Consider the following 19584-nt stretch of genomic DNA (forward strand, 5'->3'; position numbering starts at 1 on the left):
TTATTATTTGCGGTGTAAATCAGAAGTGGAGAGCGCCCAGTTCTTGACGAATAGTAGCCATATCATCAGAAGCTATACCATTGCCATTGGGTGAAGTATGACCCAACGCCTTTAAATCTGCTTCTACCATGAGAGCTACCAATTCGTCAAAAGTTACTGATGGTTCCCAACCCAACTTTTGTTTTGCCTTAGTAGGATCACCAATTAACAAGTCTACTTCTGCGGGACGAATATAGCGATCGTCAAACTCAACATAGTCTTCCCATTTGAGGTTCACATAACCAAATGCCTTTTCCAAAAATTGGCGCACAGAATAAGTTTCACCAGTGGCAATTACGTAGTCTTCAGGTTGCTCTTGCTGCAACATCAGCCACATGGCTCTTACGTAATCTTTAGCGTAGCCCCAATCTCGTTTGGAATCGAGATTACCCATATAAATTTTCTTCTGTTTACCAGCCACAATTTTAGCTACGGCTCTGGTAATTTTGCGGGTGACAAAGGTTTCACCCCGACGTGGTGATTCGTGGTTAAACAGTATGCCATTACAAGCAAACAAATTATAAGACTCACGATAATTCACAGTTTGCCAGTGGGCATAGACTTTAGCACAAGCATAGGGGCTGCGGGGATAAAACGGTGTTGTTTCGCTTTGGGGTACTGCTTGCACTAAACCAAACATTTCGGAGGAACCCGCTTGGTAGAAACGCACCTGAATTCCTGTACGTTGCTGGTAGTCGCGGATGGCTTCTAGCAAACGCAGTGTTCCCATTCCCACGGCATCAACTGTGTATTCTGGTGAATCAAAGCTGACTCTGACATGAGATTGAGCGCCCAAGTTATAAATTTCTGTGGGCTGGACTTCTTCTAAAATGCGGCGTAGCGTCGTACCATCAGTCAAGTCGCCGTAGTGAAGAAACAACCGCACACCCTGTTTGTGAGGATCTTCATACATATGATCAATGCGGTCTGTATTAAAGGTAGAAGTCCGGCGAATAATACCATGCACTTCATAACCTTGCTCTAGTAAAAACTCACTCAGGTATGAACCATCTTGACCAGTAATACCAGTAATTAACGCGCGTTTATTTTGGGTCATGCTCAATTATTCCTTGTTATCTTTGATCAAAGAGTTAGCAAGCTAATTTACACAAATTAGCAGCTAAAGGCTAGATTGCGTGATCAGAAACCTCATCGTTTTCAGAATTAACGAGGGTTGCCGTAACTAAATATACTTATTAAAAACTAATTTCACAAGTTAGCCCTAAGCAGCTTAACTTAAAAGCAAGCTAATATGTTGTATAATTTATTTAACTTTGCCAAAAAAATATATATAGCAACCGCCAAGGCAGTTGAGAAAGTTTTCATAGCTCAAAACTTGAAGCAAATACTTTTACACTCAGCATTCCTGTACGGGCGGGTTTACTAAGGATTTTGACGAATCACAGACTGACTGCTTAAACCCGCCCCTACCCACTCAGCACTCAGCACTCAGCACTCAAATAGAGAGGGGCAGAGTAGCTCTCATCCCCCCTGCACCTGCCTCTTCAGTATGCCCCGTTATTTTTAGGCAGAATAACCACATTAATTGTTTTAAATATTATCCATAGATCAAGCCAAAAATTCCTAAATTTGACATAATGCAGATCGATTTGAACTCTTCGGGGATAAGGAATGTCATTACGTCCAGAAACTTGCCATAATCCAGTGATTCCTGGACGGATGGTTAAAATATGGTCAATGTGACAACCATACTTGGGAAGTTCTGACTCTACTAAAGGGCGGGGTCCAACAACACTCATATCTCCTTTGAGGACGTTCCAGAACTGAGGAAATTCGTCCAAGCTGGTAATTCGCAAAAATTGACCGATTTTGGTAATCCGGGGGTCTTGTTTGAGCTTAAAGCTACTCTCAAATTCTTGTCGCAACTGGGGCGACGTTGCCATCATTTGCATCAGCATTTCGTCTGCATTAGTCACCATTGTGCGGAATTTAATACAATTGAAGACTTTGTAATTTTTACCTACCCGTTTTTGGATATAAAAAATTGGACCTTTTGAGCTAAAAGCGATCAGCAAGGACAAAATTAAATAGACGGGAAAAAACAAAATCAATACCAACAAGGAAAAAATAATATCAAACAGTCGTTTCGCGAACTCTCCGTTTAAACCCTGAACAGACAAACCTCTGGGTTTTAGATTAGGCGTTTTTGCTTTTTGGCCGCGTCTTAAAAAAGTACGCGTAGACGCGCTAGTATCTTGCCGTTGGGCTTTGCCATTCCTGAAGGGTAGGTATCGCTTACCGGAGAGGAGTGAGCTCTGGGCTGCCATCGTACTCCTTAATAATCCACACCACACATAGTCCCAATCTTAAAGCCAAAATAAAATGCTTCTGGAGATATATTGCCAAAAGCGCACAGAAACAGAAATTAAATGTTGCTCATCACTTTCCAGATATTTTTTGTTTGTAGCATTGATCTATAAATTTGAGATAGCGCTCGGCAAAAACTTGTGATGAAAACTGGGAAGCGTGCGATCGCATATACTCAGGATTAAAAGAATTTTGATAAATTTCAAATTTTTCTACTGCCTCCATGACAGCTGCTTCTGTTTGTGTTTTGAAAAATATTCCTGTCGCTGTATCCATATAAGAGCGTAAATCTCTGACTGTTTCTAACGCACCTCCTGCACCGTAGGCAATTACTGGAGTCCCGCAAGCTTGTGCTTCCACTAGGGCTATGCCAAAATCTTCACAAGCTGCATACACAAATGCCTTAGCTCTAGCCATATACTTTTTTACCACATCATCAGGCTGCCATCCCAGTATTTGGATATTGGAGTTGGCTATTTCCCGAATTTTTGGCATTTCTGAACCTGTGCCAATAATTACCAATGGTAGTTGTAATTGATTAAAAGCTTTGACTATTAAAGATACTTGCTTGTAACTGACCAATCGGGAAACTGTGAGATAAAAGTCTGCTTTTTCGGGCAAAAATGGTAAATTATCTACATTCACCGGGGGATAAATCACTGTTGCTTCTCGCCGATAGCAGCGCCAAATGCGACGTGCTGTGTGCTGGGAATTAGCAATGAAGTAATCAACGCGATTAGCACTCAATACATCCCACTGGCGTAACCGATGCAATAAATACCGAGTTACCCAACCGGCTAAACCCTGACCTAAATTACTTTCGCGGAGATAATCAAAAGTTAAGTCCCAAGCATAGCGCATGGGTGTATGGCAGTAACAAATATGTAACTGATCTGGAGTTGTCAAAATGCCTTTGGCGACAGCGTGGGATGACGATAAAATTACGTCATACTGCCGTAAATCCAATTGTTCGATAGCCAATGGCAACAAAGGCAAATATTTTTGAACCCCGTTACGAGCATAAGGCAAGTGTTGGAGAAACGTTGTGCCAATCTGACGTTTGTATAAATAACTGTCAGAATTGCTGGATTCAAAATCAATCAAGGCATATAAATTGGCTTCAATATGATTCAGAATTTCCTGCACAACCAGTTCCGAACCGCCTGTAGCTTCCGGTGTCAGCCACTCATGAACCAAAGCGTATTTCAAGGGCACAGCTAACTTTAATCGATAGAGAAAACTTAGCAGTTTACGGGGTTAACTGAAAAGTTTTGTTTGCAAATAATATATTGGAACTGCACCAGATTGAGGATAAGACGTAATTCTATCAAAAGAGTTTCCAGATGGATACTGCAACCTGATAACCTCAAATTGGGGAAGAAGTGCAGAGGAGAAGAGGAAACGTTGTGAAGCAGCCGGGAGTGTAAAGTAATTTCCAACTCTCACTTGTTATAGAAAACTCTAGCTTCCAGCCTCCACTTCTGGACAACACGTAAAAATTAAACACAGGGAATTTATGCGAATTTTGATCATGGGTGGTACTAGGTTCATTGGTGTTTACCTAACTCAACTACTGGTTGAACAAGGACATGAAGTGGTACTGTTCAATCGTGGTAATCGTCCTGTACCTTCTTTATCGGGAGTAGGACAAATTATAGGCGATCGCACTAATGCCACCCAACTAAAAGAAAGATTATCACAAGAAAGGTTTGATGTCATTTTTGATAATAATGGTCGTGAACTTACTGATACTCAACCATTAGCGGAAATTTTTCAAGACCAAGTGCAACATTTTGTCTATATGAGTTCGGCGGGGGTGTATCTCAAATCTGACCAATTACCGCACATAGAAGGCGATATAGTCGATCCGAAAAGTCGTCACCGGGGTAAGCATGAAACAGAAGCTTACTTGATGCAACAGAATTTACCTTTTACTTCCATTCGCCCCACGTATATTTACGGCCCGCAAAATTATAACGATTTGGAAAGCTGGTTTTTTGATAGAATTGTGCGCGATCGCCCCATACCGATTCCTGGAAATGGCTTACATATTACTCAGTTAGGTCATGTCAAAGATTTAGCCACGGCGATGTCACAGGTAATTGGCAATCAACAAGCCATCAGACAAATTTATAATATTTCCGGCGATCGCTATGTGACCTTTGATGGTTTAGCCCGTGCTTGTGCTGTAGCGGCTGGTAAATCACCGGATGCAGTCAAAATTGTGCATTACGACCCCAAAAAATTTGATTTTGGCAAGCGCAAAGCTTTCCCCATGCGAGTGCAGCATTTCTTCGCATCAGTGAACAAAGCTATGACAGAATTAACTTGGCAACCTAAATATGATTTAATTTCTGGGCTGGCTGATTCCCTAGAAAACGATTATCTGAAAACTGGGCGGGATAAAGCTGAGGTTGATTTCTCTATGGATGAAGAGATTTTACAAGCTGTTTAGAGATTTTCTATCTTTGGCTTTCTGTGTTCTATTAACATGGAAAGCCAATTCTCAATAGCTTAATTACAATACACTATGACTGAATTATTGCCAGATTCACTCTATAACGTTTTAGAGGTACGCGCCCGGTTAGCTGAAGGCCCCATCTGGGATTCTACTCAGCAATTGCTTTACTGGGTTGATATTTTTAATCACCGAGTCCATAGATTTTATCCCCCTACTGGCAAAGATGAGTATTTTGATGTGGGAGATGTGGTAGGTGCGATATCACAAGCAGGGAATAATCGCTTAATAATAGCATTGCGCCATCAATTGGCATTTCTCGACACTCAGACAGGCTTAGTTACCACCATTATCGAAATTGAACCTGATAGACAAAATAACCGCCTTAATGACGGTAAATGCGACCCTCAAGGACATTTTTGGATTGGTTCCATGTCCTCAGAACCAAATCAAGCCAGTCTATACCGCTATGACCATGATGGTTCACTACACGTCATGGAAACAGGACTAACTATTTCTAATGGTTTGGGGTGGAGTCCAGATCAAAAAACATTTTATTTGACTGATTCGCCGCAACAAAAAATCTATGCTTACGATTTCGACTCGGATACAGGTAATATTAGTAATCGCCGGACTGTAGTTGATTTAACTCATGAATCCTTCTATCCTGATGGCTTGACTATAGATAGCGAAGGCTACATTTGGTCAGCTATGTGGAATGGCTGGTGTGTGATTCGTTTTAGCCCCAATGGTGAGGAAGTATTCAGAATCCAATTACCTGTACCACTGGTGACTAGTTGCACTTTTGGGGGTGAGGATTTGCGAACACTTTTTATTACTACCGCTTCTGTGGGACTCCAGCAACCGGAAATTGACAAAAGTTTCTATTCTGGTGATTTGTTTGCTTTTCAGTCTGAGGTTTCTGGATTACCTACATACGGTTTTCATCAAGATTAACGAACCACAGAGGACGCAGAGGACACAGAGGTAAGAGGGGAAAGAGAGAGAGTTAGTTGCTGATTTAGAATTTATTTTCAATAAACAAATTTGAGTTTTTGAGAAGATATGCAAACAATATTAGTTACAGGTGGGGCGGGTTTTATTGGTGCTAATTTTGTCCTCCTAGCGAGACAATTAGGATGGGCTAATGTAATTAATTTGGATAAATTAACTTATGCGAGTAATTTAGGAACTTTAGCTGAATTACAAGGTGATAAAAACTATCATTTTGTGCAAGGAGATATTGGTAATTTAGAGTTAGTCGCTTATTTATTAGAAAAATATCAGCCAGATGCAATTATCAATTTTGCGGCTGAAAGTCATGTTGATCGTTCTATTTTGAGTCCTGAAGATTTTATCCAAACAAATGTAGTTGGTACATTTAAGCTATTAGAAGCAAGTCGCTTTTATTGGCAAAAACTATCACCATCAAAACAGTCAGAATTTCGCTTTCTGCACGTTTCCACAGATGAAGTATATGGCTCACTGAATCCCCAAGATCCAGCTTTCTGCGAATATACTGCTTATGCACCCAACAGTCCTTATGCAGCATCTAAAGCCGCATCTGACCATTTTGTACGCGCTTATTATCATACTTATGGATTCCCTACTTTAACAACAAACTGCTCTAATAATTATGGTCTGCGTCAGTTTCCTGAAAAGCTGATTCCTTTAACTATTCTCAATGCTATAGAAGGAAAAGCATTACCTATATATGGGGATGGACAAAATATCAGAGATTGGCTTTATGTTATCGACCATTGCGAGGCTATTAATCTAGTTTTGCAACAGGGAAAGGTTGGCGAAACCTATAATATTGGTGGAATTAACGAAAAAACTAACTTGATAGTTGTGGAAAAGATTTGTGCAATTCTTGATGAATTAGCACCTAAACCTGATTTTTCCCATTCTTCCTTAATTACCTTCGTTAAAGACCGTCCGGGACATGATCGAAGATATGCCATTAACTGTAGTAAAATTAGTAATGAATTAGGTTGGCAACCTCAAGAAAACTTCGATAGTGGTTTATTCAAAACGGTGCAATGGTATTTGAATAACTCAACTTGGATTAATCAGGTACGTTCAGGAGAATATAAATCCTGGTTAAAACAAAACTACGAAAATCGTGTTGGGGGTAAGAGTTAAACGCAAAGGGGCGCAAAGGTGAACGCAAAGTTGTGCGGAGAAGGAGTTATTAGTACAGGTATTTTTCTGCTGGTTGGTAAAGATAAATAGCCCCAGACTAGTGTTTAATTTTAATTAGACACTCTTTTGGTTTGGAGATGGAATCAGATAAATTCCGCCAGATATTAATGTTAAAGTCACAGAAACCCAAAAAGCTATCAAAGCGGGAGTTTCCCAAAGGGTAGATAAGGGTGCAATTAACAGCGATATAGCTATGATTTGACTTACTGTTTTCAGTTTACCCCAAATATTCGCCCCTGTGATTGTAGTTTGATTTACGCGCCAGCCTGCGATCGCTAACTCCCGTGCTAAAATCACAAACACGCCCCAAGCTGGAATTTTTCCTAATTCCACTAACACCAACAACGGCGCAAGCACCAGCAATTTATCCACCAAAGGATCGAGAAATTTACCCAAATCAGTAATTTGGTTGAGTTTTCGCGCCAAATAGCCATCCAACCAGTCAGTTAAAGCTGCGACTAAAAATATTGTTAAACATATCCATCTAGCTTCGGGTGTGGGATTATATAAACCATAAAGTAAAAACGGTATTCCCAGAAGTCGAGAAAAAGTAATCGCGTTGGGTAAATTCATAATTTCAAACAATCAAATAATTGCCCTAATGTCAACTGTAAATCACCCACTAATTCGGGGACTGGTAATATATCTTGTTCATTTTCTAAAAATATTGGTTGCTGGTTATGGGGATAAATTATAACATTATATTCTTCTGGATCAATTAACCAACCTAAGCTAGTACCGTGATTTAAACAATGTAAAATATTTCTAGTAACTTTTATTGTACTTTGTTGAGGAGATAGAATTTCAATTGTCCAATCTGGATAGGTATTAAACACATTAGCAATATTGCCTTTTTCATCAACAGGAATTCTCCCCCATGCAAATACTGCCACATCTGGAACAATAGAACGCCCTCCAAATGTACAGCGTAATTCTGGAAAAGCTAAAGCGATTTTTTGTGGTTCTACCACATGATTAATTACATTAGCTGAGTGAAGCTGTAATCTACTATGTTTACCTTGAGGCATGGGTTTTTGAATAATTTTGCCGTTGATATATTCACTTGCTGGTTCGGTTTCTGGTAATTGTAAAAATTCTGCTAAAGTTATCTGGCGAGTTGGTGTTTTTATCATAATATTTTTACCTCCCAGTATTTAACTCCAGTTTACCCTAAACTCAGCTTATTTGTATGTAAACGCAAATGTAAAATTTTTTACTATCATAGTATATAATTTATTGTAGATGTCTCGTAAACGTATGGCATTTTATGAATAACATTTTACAAATTGGGACTATTCTCAGAGAACGTTACAAAATTACAGATGTTTTATCTAGTAATACTGGTTTTGGCATTACTTATAAAATCAAAGACTCTAATCACCCAAATCAACCAATTCGGATTTTAAAACAACTCAAAAAGCCGACTATATCGAAATTAAATATTGAAACTTTACCTATTGTACAACAGGAAGAAATATTAAAGCATTACTGGCAAGAATATCTCAGACTTTTCAGAATAGAAACTCAAGCATTAGCCAAGCTAGGAGAAGAGTATAAACAAGTTCCGACCATCTTTGAATATTTTGATGAACAGGATGAATATTTTTATGTGCAAGAATATATTGAAGGTCATTCTTTAAGCGAACAAATTAAAGAACTTCATAAATTATCAGAACAAAAAACCATAGCTTTATTAATTGAGATTTTAGAAGTATTAGAATATATTCAAACTAATCCTGGGTATGCTGTAATTCATAGAGATATTAAACCAGAGAATATTCTTCGCAGAGACAAGGATCAGAAATTAGTTTTGATTGATTTTGGTTTAGCTAAGGAAGTAACTGTTTCAGGTATTAAAGTTGATTCAATTGCGGGAGGAACAAAAGGATATATTGCACCAGAGATAATAATAGGAACAGTATGTTTTGCTAGTGATATTTATGCAGTGGGAATGATTGGAGTTTTCGCTATCACTGGAAAAGACCCCAGTCATACACCTTCATTAGCTGAAATTTGGCAAACAAAGGTAAATGTCAGTCAAGAATTTGCTGTTGTTTTGAATAAAATGATTGCGGAAAGTTATAAACAACGGTTTCAAAATGCAAGGGAAGCATTAAAAGCGTTAAAAAAATTAGATAATAAATTGCATAATAAATCGAATATTAAACCCGTTTTATTCTCAAACCTTCCCATAAAATTAATCACGAAATTGACATTAGCTGCTGTTGTGATTATTGGGGTAATTTTCTTGGCGCAACAATCTGATTCTCAATTAATAGTAGATGGGAAAGAAAAACCGGGAGAGTTAACAACATCAGACCAAAAAGAATTAACCAGTGGTAAGTTTTTTGATACTTACAAATTCAAAAGTGACAAACAGCAATATTTAATTGTAGAAGTAGTGAGTAATGATTTTAATCCTATTTTAAGCATTCGTAAATTAGATGAAGTGAATTTTATGCCTGTGAAAGATGTTGCAAGTCAAAACAATACTTTTAGAGTTTCTATTATTGTAGAAAAGGGTGAATATGAGTTGAAGATTACATCAGAAACTGTGGCGGGAGGAAATTATATTATTCAAACTTGGGTGAATGATATATAGCCTTTGCTAATCATATAAGCTATATCATAGCCCCCTCCTCGCTTGCGGTTTGGGGTGTATACACAGGTGATCTGATCCCCCTAAATCCCCCTTAAAAAGGGGGACTTTAAGAAAATTTCCCCCCTTCTCAAGGGGGGCTAGGGGGGATCAAAACGTGATGAGACAACTTGATAAGACTTGTGTGTACACGGTAGTCTCGCTTGCGGGGGTGGGGTTCTTATCCTAAACGGATTAAAAAGGTTTTTTCTTTTTTCAGAGTTATAAAACAGCGCTCATCGCCAGGTGTAAATGAACAAATATTTACAGAAAATTTATACCACTACATAAGATAAGTAAGACATAATATACTAAAAGCAACAATTTAATATCCTCACAATCCCGGTTATGAAAAGTTATCAGTGGTTATTCTTTATTAGTTTGTTTAGCTTAAATCTTATATTGACAGGGTGTGAAAAACCGGAAGAGGTGATTTTCTCCTGTGAAAGAGACGGTAACGGAGATTATGTAACCACAGTCAAAAATGGGGGGAAGACTCAAAACTTAATACAGTGGACACGGACAGATTTTGTGAAGGCTGGGTTCCCTCCTCAACGCAGATGTGATGAAGTAACTCCCCGGTTACAAGAAGCTTATGATAATGGAAGTTTGAAAAATTTAACTTGGGGTTATTCAGAATCTGATAATCTCAAACAATATAAATCTTTATGCACGACTACTGGAAAAGATTGTCATACTCTGATTTTAACATTGTTAGAAGCAGATGATGCTGATAAAGAGTTAAAGAATTTTTCTGCGGTGCTAAATGGTGATGCTTCTTTAGCATATCAAAATTCTTTTTGTGCGGTAAACAATTATCGTTTATCTTGTCCTATTGATATTTTTCGGGTGTTTAATCAGAATAAATAAAGTTTACAAAATTATGAAATTGAGCCGGGAGGAAATATAAATGATGTTAGGACCGATAACAGAAGAACCAAGGGCTGTCAGAGAATGGAAGGAAGAAGCATCAAAAAAAGAAGCGGTTTCCCTGGTTATACGACTATTAAAGCGACGCTTCGGTGAAGTTCCTGATGTGTCATTAGCAAAAATTCCGCAGTTATCTATAGAACAGGTGGAAACTTTAGCTGAAGATTTATTAGATTTCACTGTTTTGAAAGATTTAGAGGATTGGTTACAACAAAATCAATCTAATCAATAACAATTGTAGGTTGGGTTAAGCAGCAGCGCAACCCAACAAAATCTTGATAATTAGGATTTACGCATTGACAATAAGCACCAAATATGTAGAACTAAAAAGCACATATTTCGTAGGGGTTTAGCATTGCTAAACCCCTACCACACAGATATGTTTACTATCAACATCATCATTGTTCAAAGCCGGAAATTGGCTATTTTGGTGACATCATATTATGATTAATTTGTACACTGTATAAGTCATAATAATGTTCTAATTTTTGGGTTTCCTTGTGTTAATCAAATCTACATCCTATTTGATTATATGAATTTATCGAACCGCCAAGTCGCCAAGGTCGCCAAGAAAACAGGTAAAGAGTTTGACAGTTTATTTAGGATATTTATATCAGGTGTAGTATCTATGAATTTACGCAAGTTATCACATTTATTATTGTTTTTTGTTTTACTATTTCCGGCTTCACCTATTGTTATCACTGGTTGCAGTTCTTCCCTATTCGCGCAGAAACCAGGGGTGCTGTCAGATAAGGAATTAGAAAATATATTAAAGGAAGTTACGGTTAAAATTATTGTTGATGACCGTGAAGCTGCTTCAGGTACTATTATTAAAAACCAAAATGGCTTTTATACGGTTCTGACTAATTATCATGTGGTGGAAAATGCTAAATCTGTGCAAGTTGTGACTCCAGCTAATCAAGTTTATGATGCTGAACCTGTGAAGTTAGATAGACAAGATAATCAAGATGATGATTTATATGATTTAGCTAAGTTGAGTTTTAGCAGTAAGAATATTTATCTCGTGGCGGGACTGGCGGAAGAGGATATTAAACCTGGGGAAAGGGTGTTGGCTGGAGGATATGTTAAGGGGAATTTTAAAACTACAAAAGGTCAAGTTAAGTTATTTTTGAATGAGGCTTTAATTAAAGGTCATCAAATTGGTTATGACAATGATATTCAACAGGGGATGAGTGGCGGAGCGATAATTAATCAAGCGGGTAATTTGGTGGGAATTAATAGTAAAATTGCTCGTCCGGTTTTACAAAATGATTTTCGCTATGCAAATAATCAAGAACCTGATGAGAAGACTTTAAAGGAATGGGGTAATTATAGTTGGGGTATTGCGATTAATTTAGTCGATGAAGCTGCACCTGATTTAGCTTTGTTTCCTGAGAGGGTAATAGTTAAAAATGGTGGTGTTCCTGCTGAGGTTTTAGCTATTGCTCAAAAGTCTTCGGTGCAGATTAAAAAGGCTGATGGTGGTATTGGTAGCGGGGTTATTATTGCTCAGGATAATGATGTTTATTATGTGTTAACTGCTGCTCATGTGGTGGAAGATAAACAGGAGTATCAAGTTGTTGCACCTGATAAACAAGTATATAAGGTGGATAATCAGACTATTCGCACGAGAAAGGGACTTGATATGGCTGTTTTACAGTTTCGTAGTTCTCAGAAATATCAAGTTGCTACATTGGGTGATTATGAGTTAAAGGATGAAGTTGTTTTTCTCTATGGTTGGAAAAATCACGAAAAAAATCATCCTTCTTTGTTTAGTGTGGGATTTATGCAAAATGCAGTTGGTAGAGATTTTTGGGCTAAACCGAGAGGTTATGAATTAGCATATAGCAATGAAGCTAATTCAGGTATGAGTGGCGGGGGGATTTGGGATGCAGAGGGGAGATTAGTTGGTATTCATAATTTTGCTGAAACGGATGTTTTAGGATATAGTTTGGGTTTGTCTGTTGAGAGTTTTTTATTCTATCAAAAGGATGGGTTATGGCAGTTACCCCAAGCTAAATTAACTGTCGCTAAAAATGAACCAGAATCATCTGATATTAAAACTTTTATTTTAGCATTAGTACCAAATATTTCAGCACCTGACCCTGTGAATGGTAGTGGTAAAGATTGGCTGAATTATGGGATTCAATTATGGCGTATTGGTAATATAGATAATGCAATTGCAGCAATGGGAAATGCCATTGGCAAAGATCCAAATTCTTGGCAACCTTTTTATAATGTTGCTTGGATTTGGCAAGGACAGGGAAAATCTGATTTCGCTTTAGCTGCTATCAATGCAGCAATTAGAGAACAACCAAGTTTTTATCGTTCCTATTTATTAAAAGGTGTAATTTTTCAGATATTAAAACAATATCGAGATGCTTTGTCAGCACTGAATCAAGGGATTACGGAAGCTAAAAAAGACAATATAGATGATTTTGTACTGTATCAAGTGCGGGGAGAAATATTTGATGATTTGAAAAAATATGACCAGGCTATTGCTGATTATACCCAAGCTATTACCATTAATCCTCAACTTGTAGCAGCTTACAATAATCGTGGGGTTGCTTATGGTCAGCAAGGAAAGATAGAGTTAGCTATTGCTAATTTCACCCAAGCTATCACCATTAATCCTCAACTTGCAGCAGCTTACAATAATCGTGGGAATGCTTATGATGAGCAAGGAAAGACTGAGTTAGCTATTGCTGATTATACCCAAGCTATCACCATTAATCCTCAACTTGCAGCAGCTTACAATAATCGTGGGAATGCTTATGATGAGCAAGGAAAGACTGAGTTAGCTATTGCTGATTATACCCAAGCTATTACCATTAATCCTCAACTTGCAGATGCTTATAATAATCGTGGGGTTGTTTATGATCAGCAAGGAAAGACTGAGTTAGCTATTGCTGATTATACCCAAGCTATTACCATTAATCCTCAATATGCAAATGCTTACAATAATCGTGGAGGTGCTTATTATAAAAAAGGTAATAAACAACAAGGAATTAAAGATTTACAAACTGCTAAACAACTCTATCAACAGCAAGGAAATACACAAAAAGCTGAACGGTTACAAGCATTATTGAATCAACTGTAAGTTATATTTTTATTCGTGATTTTCCCTTCTATTCTCTACCTATAGGTTAAGCAACTCTAATCAAAAACAAGCAAACTAACACCACAACGAGTCGCTGCTTCTGCTAACCGAGTATCAAGAGTTGCTAATGGTAACTTTAACCGCAATGCCAATTCTAGATAAGCAGCATCATAAGCAGCTAAACCTTCCCGTCTTGCTAGTCTCACAGTTGAATCTAAAGCATTTTCATCTGTAGCGGTATCAACTTGAATTAAGAGAGACTGTAAGGGTGCATCCCAGTTCTTATTCCTCATTAGAAGAATAATCTTGTCATTGCGAGGAGGAACGACGAAGCAATCGCATGGACTCGTTCTTAGTGAGAGATTTTGCGATTGCTTCACTCCACTTCGTTCCGTAAGTCCTTCGGACACGCTACGCGAACGCAATGACGGGCTAAAAAAGTGGGATGCTCCCGACTGTAACAAAGTAATAGCTTCCTCAGATTGTTCTTGCGTCATGCGGTTACGTCGTTCAGCGACGACAAGAGTATTAGCAACCTCTAGCGACCAAATTCCTGGTACAAATGCTTCAGAATCTAGCATTATTGATAGTATGCAATTAGCATAATCATTATTTTCATCTACCAAGCACCAACTAATTGCTATAGAACAATCTAAAACAAACTGCATTAAAATCTTCTTCCTTCGTCAATCATTTCGCGGATTGAGTTTTTATCTAAGCCTACTTCTTGTTGTAGCTGTTGCATTTTAATAATTGCTGCTTGAATGGATTTTTTAGTGGTGGGTTTTCCCCAACCATTATATTTGGGTAAACTTGCCTCAGTTGGTGAATCTTCTGGATCATCTAATGGTTGTAAAACTACCAATATTTCTACAGATTTATCTTTAAAATTTGTAGGAGTTTGGATTTTTAATATACCATCTGTGCCAATATGTGCCAGCAATTTCTTTGTTTCCATTTCTTACCTACAGGAAATTACAAAAGGCTTTGTCTCTGATTATAGCAATTAATTAATGTGGCTTAATTTATTTATGATCAAAAAATTCAATGCGTAAACTCTTAAATGACATATAAGAACCCCACCCCCAACCCCCTCCCCGCAAGCGAGGAGGGGGCTATGATGTGATTTTTTCAAGTGCATATCGCTATAACAGTAAGTGTTTATCAATGCTAGAATATAGGATTTTTTAGATTTTGAGTTTATAATAGTGACAATTATTGAGATAAATATTAAAAAAACAATACGTAAACATACTATTGAATATACATCACCGTTAGATGCCTTGGTTGCTGTTACTAAACGATTAAGTATATATGAAAATTAACAAAAAATGGATTCTGAAGAATTTTTCTATCAATATAATCAAGGTCAATTATCAGATGATGCCCTATTTATAGAATGGGCAAACGATTACCGTCACTACCTGGGTTTGCGTCAGCAATTAGAGCAAAGATTAAACTATGCTGCCTAATATTATATCTGTTTACCTCAATCAAGTTGAGCAGTTGAGCAGACTAGCCCTGGCGACTAGAAGTCGCGGCTATACAGACTAAACCCGCCTGCGCGGGTTAAAAACCTTAATTTTTCATTCCGACATTTTTTATTTTTATTCGGTTTATCATTAAAATACTGCCAATTCGTTATAAGTTCTCTAAAATTTCTGCAACTTGTGTTTTTAATTCAGATAAATTCTGTTCAATAATTTGCCAAACTAAATTAATATTCACTTTTAAATAGTCATGAATTAAAACATCTCTTAAACCTGCCATCTGTTGCCAAGGAATATCGTAATATGCACTTCTCAACTCAGGTGATAATCTTTTTGTTGCTTCACCAATGATTTCAAAATTGCGAATCACTGCATCTTGAATCATTTTGGTTTGCATAAATTCTTCCTTACCACCTTTTGTATATTCTTCTATCCGTTCAATACATTCTTGAATATTGCTCAAATATAAACGCTCATCTTTCATAATGGCACAGCTTCACTTAATATTTTATCTCTAATTAACTCATGTAAATTATTAGGTTCAGCAATATCCACTTTTCTTCCTAGCAATGTTGCTAAATCCTGCATTAAGGCAATGTAATCAAATAAACTACTTTGTGGTTGAAGTTCTACCAAAAAATCTACATCACTATCTGGTGTTGCTTCACCTCTAGCAACTGAACCAAAAACTCGCATATTGTATGCACCATATTTAGCCGCAATATCTAATATATCTTCCCGAAATGGTAGTAATAATTCTTCAATTCCCATAATAATGATTGAACTATACTGTCTAATATTTTAGCTGATTACCTCAAACACCCCACCCCCAACCCCCTCCCCGCAAGCGAGGAGGGGGCTATGATTTACCTTATGTGATTAGGAAAGGCTATATTTACGCCGACTTGTACTAAGTATATGGGAAAGATTATATAAAAATCTTGAGATTAGGATTTTAGGGTATTTGCATGGCATGATCTGTATTTTGAGATTATCCACACAAGACTATGACTGAAAATACAGATTTTCGGATTGAACGCGATTCGATGGGCGATCGCCAAATTCCCAGTAGCGCTTATTACGGCATTCAAACATTACGTGCAGTAGAAAACTTCCAAATTAGCGGCATTAAGCCTTTATCTACTTACGTAGATGCCTGTCTGATTATTAAAAAAGCTACCGCCACCGTTAACGGCGAGTTAGGTTGTATTCCCCAGGATATCAGTGAAGCAATTATCCAAGCCGCTAATGAAATACTGGCGGGAAATTTACGAGATCAGTTTGTGGTTGATGTCTATCAAGCAGGGGCGGGAACTTCTCACCACATGAATGTCAATGAGGTTTTGGCAAATCGGGCTTTAGAAATTCTCGGCGATGAAAAGGGTAATTACAAACGGGTTAGCCCCAATGACCATGTAAACTACGGACAGTCTACCAATGATGTGATTCCTACCGCCATCCGCGTTGGTGGCTTATTAGCACTTACTCATACTTTACAGCCAGCTTTAGAAAAGGCGATCGCATCTTTAGAAAACAAAGCTGTAGAATTTCAACATATCGTCAAATCTGGCAGAACCCACTTACAAGATGCTGTACCTGTGCGTTTGGGTGAGAATTTCCGGGCTTGGGCGCAGATATTATCAGAACACCAAAACCGCATCTATACAGCCTCTGGGGATTTAATGGCCTTGGGTTTAGGTGGTAGCGCTGCTGGTACGGGTATGAATACACATCCCCAGTATCGCGCCCGTGTGGTGGAAGTTATTGCCCAATTTCTAGAATCGCCCTTAGAACCAGCACCCCATTTAATGGCTGCAATGCAGAGTATGGCTCCTTTTGTCAACGTTTCCGGCGCTTTACGCAACTTGGCACAGGATTTAGTCAAAATTTCCCATGATTTGCGGTTAATGGACTCAGGCCCCAAAACTGGGTTTAAAGAAATTCAACTCCCCCCAGTACAGCCAGGTTCCTCAATTATGCCGGGTAAATATAACCCAGTCATGGCAGAGATGACATCAATGGTATGCTTTCAGGTAATGGGATATGATAGTGCGATCGCCTTAGCAGCCCAAGCCGGACAATTAGAATTAAACGTGATGATGCCGCTAATTGGCTATAATTTGATTCACAGCATTGAAATACTCGGTAACACCATCGCCGCCCTCACCGAACGCTGTATTGAAGGAATTACCGCCGATAAAGAACGTTGTTTAGCTTACGCCGAAGGTAGTTTAGCATTAGTCACCGCACTAAACACCCACATCGGATATTTAAACGCTGCTGCTGTAGCCAAAGAATCCTTAGAAAGTGGTAAATCTCTCAGACAAATAGTATTAGAACGAGGCTTAATAAGTGAAGCAGAATTAGCAACCGTCCTCAACTTAGAACAAATGAGCGCCATTGTTCCTCTTGCATAATTCGTAATTTATCATTAAATACCAATTACGAAAGTTAGAGAGGTAAACCCCAGCCAAAAGTTTACTAACCCAGTAATATTGGTTTGGGGTATGCTCTTCAGATACGTGTTTGTTCAATAATCAAATAGTAGTCCTATAGTAATCCTAAATCATGTGAAAACTTCCTGCCTTCTTCCCTTGGCGAACTTGGCGGCTTGGCGGTTCGATATAATAAGATGTTAGATAATTTAAAAAACACTAAAATAACTACATCTCCTCAACTCTTGTACTTTGCGTCTTTGCGCCTTTGCGTGAGACTAATTCATACTTTCACACACCAAAGCTAATTTCTTCATATAATTAAACATATATTAATCTAATATATTATCCATGCAGACACAAAAACCATCAGTCAGCCTGATTCGGGCTACCTCCTACGAAAGCGAGGCTTTACGGGCATCATTAGTCACCCTGCTAGAACCTTTTGGGGGGATGTCTGCCTTTGTCAAACCAGGAAATAGAGTATTACTCAAACCAAATCTCCTCACAGGTTCCCGCCCTACCAAAGAATGTACAACCCGGCGAGAACTGGTTTATGAAGTAGCTCAGATGGTCATAGAAGCTGGTGGTAAGCCATTTTTAGGCGATAGTCCCGCCTTTGGTAGCGCCAAAGGAGTAGCAGAAGCCAATGGCTATCTCCCGCTTTTAGAAGCATTGCATATACCTATCATTGAGTTTCACGGTAAGCGTTACGAAACTGTCAACGAAGACTTTAATCACCTGCGACTATGCAAAGAAGCGATGGAAGCCAATGTAGTGATTAACTTACCCAAAGTCAAATCACATACACAGTTGACATTAACGATGGGAGTAAAAAATCTGTTTGGTTGCGTTCCTGGTAAAATGAAAGCTTGGTGGCACATGGAAGCAGGGAAAGATGCTAACCGATTTGGTGAAATGTTAGTAGAAACTGCCAGAGCAATTAATCCCAATTTAACTATTTTAGATGGTATTATCGGTCATGAAGGTAATGGCCCTAGTGGTGGCGAACCTCGTGATTTAGGTATTTTAGCAGCCGCAGCAGATGTATTTGCTTTAGATAGGGCAGTATTAGAAATTCTCAATGTTCCACCCGAACAAGTTCCCACAGTTGCAGCGTCTCAAAGGTTGGGAGTTTGTCCAGAATTAGCTGAGATAGATTTTCCCCATTTACATCCTGATTTACTCCAAATTGAAGATTGGCAATTACCAGATAAGTTAATGCCAATTGATTTTGCCATGCCTCGTGTGATTAAGTCTACATTTAAACACCTTTATATTAAGTTTCTTAAGGAACCGATGAGTGCTTATGGTAAAGGCTAGAGTCATAAATTTTATTGAATAACCCCAGCAATCGTAGGGTGGGTTAGTCGCATAGGGTAAATATGACACTCAACAAAATAACTTGTTTGCGACGTAACCCACCTTTAACCGTCAATATTGGTGGTGGGTTACGCGGTCGCTCTAGTGTAGCCATTATACCCACCCTACGCCTGAGAAACCATGTATAATCTTGCAAGCGATACATAAACCCAACTATAGATCACATTGTTGTTAAAACGTTTTTTAATAAAAAAAATAAAGGTGAATGTATGGAAAGAAGCAAATTTGAGGGAATGTTAGTTGAAGTATGTCATTTTAATAAACCTAGAACTAGAAATACTATCAGAAGTAATTCTATTAGATTAATTCATTGGCTAGAATTTGCAGGTATAATAGAATATCAAGTTATTTCTCCTACGAGTGGGTTTATTTATAGACCTATTAGTGAAGGTAAAAAAAGGGTAAATTACGAGATATACAGCCAGATATTTGGTAGTTTTTGAACTCTCTCTATCTGAAAATCAATCTTTGCAACAGTGGTGATGATAAATATCCGAAACACAGACGGAGTTCTCTCTAATAAATCGGCTGTCTGAACTTATAATAGGTATATCCTATGAAAAATTTCTTTACTTCCC

19 protein-coding genes and 1 pseudogene are annotated in these 19584 nt (G+C 38.2%); 11 read left to right on the top strand and 9 right to left on the bottom strand.

Features of this window, described 5'->3' with window-relative positions; all coding sequences use genetic code 11:
• Positions 1-19: 19 nt before the first annotated feature.
• From gmd to ACM0OW_RS04000, 3 genes are all read right to left on the bottom strand, one after another.
• Complete coding sequence (gene gmd, locus ACM0OW_RS03990) at positions 20-1096, bottom strand: GDP-mannose 4,6-dehydratase (RefSeq protein WP_414548734.1); 1077 nt, start codon at positions 1094-1096, stop codon at positions 20-22.
• 448 nt (positions 1097-1544) lie between these two features.
• Positions 1545-2327, bottom strand: coding sequence for a sugar transferase (locus ACM0OW_RS03995; protein ID WP_414548735.1), 783 nt, complete (start codon positions 2325-2327; stop codon positions 1545-1547).
• 112 nt (positions 2328-2439) lie between these two features.
• Positions 2440-3582, bottom strand: coding sequence for a glycosyltransferase (locus ACM0OW_RS04000; RefSeq protein WP_414548736.1), 1143 nt, complete (start codon positions 3580-3582; stop codon positions 2440-2442).
• A 301-nt stretch (positions 3583-3883) separates the two neighbouring features.
• Here ACM0OW_RS04000 and ACM0OW_RS04005 point away from each other — a divergent pair, with 301 nt between their 5' ends.
• The 3 genes from ACM0OW_RS04005 to rfbB all read left to right on the top strand — a co-directional run bounded on the left by ACM0OW_RS04005 (position 3884) and on the right by rfbB (position 6970).
• On the top strand, positions 3884-4822 hold the full coding sequence (locus ACM0OW_RS04005; RefSeq protein WP_414548737.1) for an NAD-dependent epimerase/dehydratase family protein: 939 nt from the start codon (positions 3884-3886) through the stop codon (positions 4820-4822).
• Between the two features lie 75 nt (positions 4823-4897).
• Positions 4898-5782: an SMP-30/gluconolactonase/LRE family protein gene (locus tag ACM0OW_RS04010; RefSeq protein ID WP_414548738.1), complete on the top strand. Its 885-nt coding sequence runs from the start codon at positions 4898-4900 to the stop codon at positions 5780-5782.
• 108 nt (positions 5783-5890) lie between these two features.
• Positions 5891-6970, top strand: a complete 1080-nt coding sequence (gene rfbB / locus ACM0OW_RS04015) for a dTDP-glucose 4,6-dehydratase (protein ID WP_414548739.1) — start codon at positions 5891-5893, stop codon at positions 6968-6970.
• Positions 6971-7084: 114 nt separating this feature from the next.
• On the opposite strand, the gene pgsA is transcribed toward rfbB, so the two are convergent.
• Positions 7085-7603, bottom strand: a complete 519-nt coding sequence (gene pgsA, locus ACM0OW_RS04020) for a CDP-diacylglycerol--glycerol-3-phosphate 3-phosphatidyltransferase (protein WP_414548740.1) — start codon at positions 7601-7603, stop codon at positions 7085-7087.
• Complete coding sequence (locus tag ACM0OW_RS04025; RefSeq protein ID WP_414548741.1) at positions 7600-8163, bottom strand: Uma2 family endonuclease; 564 nt, start codon at positions 8161-8163, stop codon at positions 7600-7602. The genes pgsA and ACM0OW_RS04025 overlap by 4 nt, the downstream gene beginning before the upstream one ends.
• A 134-nt stretch (positions 8164-8297) precedes the next feature.
• Between ACM0OW_RS04025 and ACM0OW_RS04030 the strand changes: the two genes are divergently transcribed.
• The 4 genes from ACM0OW_RS04030 (at position 8298) to ACM0OW_RS04045 (ending at position 13698) form a co-directional block, all read left to right on the top strand.
• Complete coding sequence (locus ACM0OW_RS04030; RefSeq protein ID WP_414548742.1) at positions 8298-9632, top strand: protein kinase domain-containing protein; 1335 nt, start codon at positions 8298-8300, stop codon at positions 9630-9632.
• Between the two features lie 384 nt (positions 9633-10016).
• Positions 10017-10538: a COP23 domain-containing protein gene (locus tag ACM0OW_RS04035; RefSeq protein ID WP_414548743.1), complete on the top strand. Its 522-nt coding sequence runs from the start codon at positions 10017-10019 to the stop codon at positions 10536-10538.
• 40 nt (positions 10539-10578) lie between these two features.
• A complete protein-coding gene (locus tag ACM0OW_RS04040; RefSeq protein WP_414548744.1) occupies positions 10579-10830 on the top strand; it encodes a DUF4351 domain-containing protein in 252 nt (83 codons plus the stop codon).
• Positions 10831-11130: 300 nt separating this feature from the next.
• Positions 11131-13698: a tetratricopeptide repeat protein gene (locus tag ACM0OW_RS04045; RefSeq protein ID WP_414548745.1), complete on the top strand. Its 2568-nt coding sequence runs from the start codon at positions 11131-11133 to the stop codon at positions 13696-13698.
• A 56-nt stretch (positions 13699-13754) separates the two neighbouring features.
• Here ACM0OW_RS04045 and ACM0OW_RS04050 read toward each other — a convergent pair whose 3' ends face one another.
• Positions 13755-14366, bottom strand: coding sequence for a type II toxin-antitoxin system VapC family toxin (locus ACM0OW_RS04050; RefSeq protein WP_414548746.1), 612 nt, complete (start codon positions 14364-14366; stop codon positions 13755-13757).
• The gene (locus ACM0OW_RS04055; protein WP_414548747.1) at positions 14366-14656 is read right to left on the bottom strand and encodes a hypothetical protein; all 291 of its coding nucleotides are present in this window, start codon (positions 14654-14656) and stop codon (positions 14366-14368) included. Before ACM0OW_RS04055 ends, ACM0OW_RS04050 begins: the two co-directional genes overlap by 1 nt.
• A gap of 283 nt (positions 14657-14939) precedes the next feature.
• Between ACM0OW_RS04055 and tumA the strand changes: the two are divergent.
• A pseudogene (gene tumA / locus ACM0OW_RS04060) lies at positions 14940-15170 on the top strand (antitoxin TumA).
• A 169-nt stretch (positions 15171-15339) separates the two neighbouring features.
• Here tumA and ACM0OW_RS04065 read toward each other — a convergent pair.
• Both ACM0OW_RS04065 and ACM0OW_RS04070 read right to left on the bottom strand, forming a co-directional pair.
• Positions 15340-15672: a DUF86 domain-containing protein gene (locus ACM0OW_RS04065; RefSeq protein ID WP_414548748.1), complete on the bottom strand. Its 333-nt coding sequence runs from the start codon at positions 15670-15672 to the stop codon at positions 15340-15342.
• Positions 15669-15959 carry a nucleotidyltransferase family protein gene (locus ACM0OW_RS04070; protein ID WP_414548749.1) on the bottom strand — a complete coding sequence of 97 codons (291 nt, stop codon included), beginning with the start codon at positions 15957-15959 and terminating at the stop codon, positions 15669-15671. The genes ACM0OW_RS04065 and ACM0OW_RS04070 overlap by 4 nt, the downstream gene beginning before the upstream one ends.
• 236 nt (positions 15960-16195) lie before the next feature.
• On the opposite strand from ACM0OW_RS04070, the gene ACM0OW_RS04075 reads away from it, so the two are divergent.
• From ACM0OW_RS04075 to ACM0OW_RS04085, 3 genes are all read left to right on the top strand, one after another.
• Positions 16196-17605: an aspartate ammonia-lyase gene (locus ACM0OW_RS04075; protein ID WP_414548750.1), complete on the top strand. Its 1410-nt coding sequence runs from the start codon at positions 16196-16198 to the stop codon at positions 17603-17605.
• A gap of 369 nt (positions 17606-17974) precedes the next feature.
• Entirely contained in the window at positions 17975-18946 is a 972-nt protein-coding gene (locus tag ACM0OW_RS04080) for a DUF362 domain-containing protein (RefSeq protein ID WP_414548751.1), read from the top strand.
• 62 nt (positions 18947-19008) lie between these two features.
• Positions 19009-19134, top strand: coding sequence for a hypothetical protein (locus tag ACM0OW_RS04085; RefSeq protein WP_414548752.1), 126 nt, complete (start codon positions 19009-19011; stop codon positions 19132-19134).
• Positions 19135-19584: the final 450 nt, after the last annotated feature.

The organism is Anabaena sp. CCY 0017, assembly GCF_963920885.1.
In the GTDB taxonomy this organism is placed as follows: Bacteria; Cyanobacteriota; Cyanobacteriia; order Cyanobacteriales; family Nostocaceae; genus Nodularia.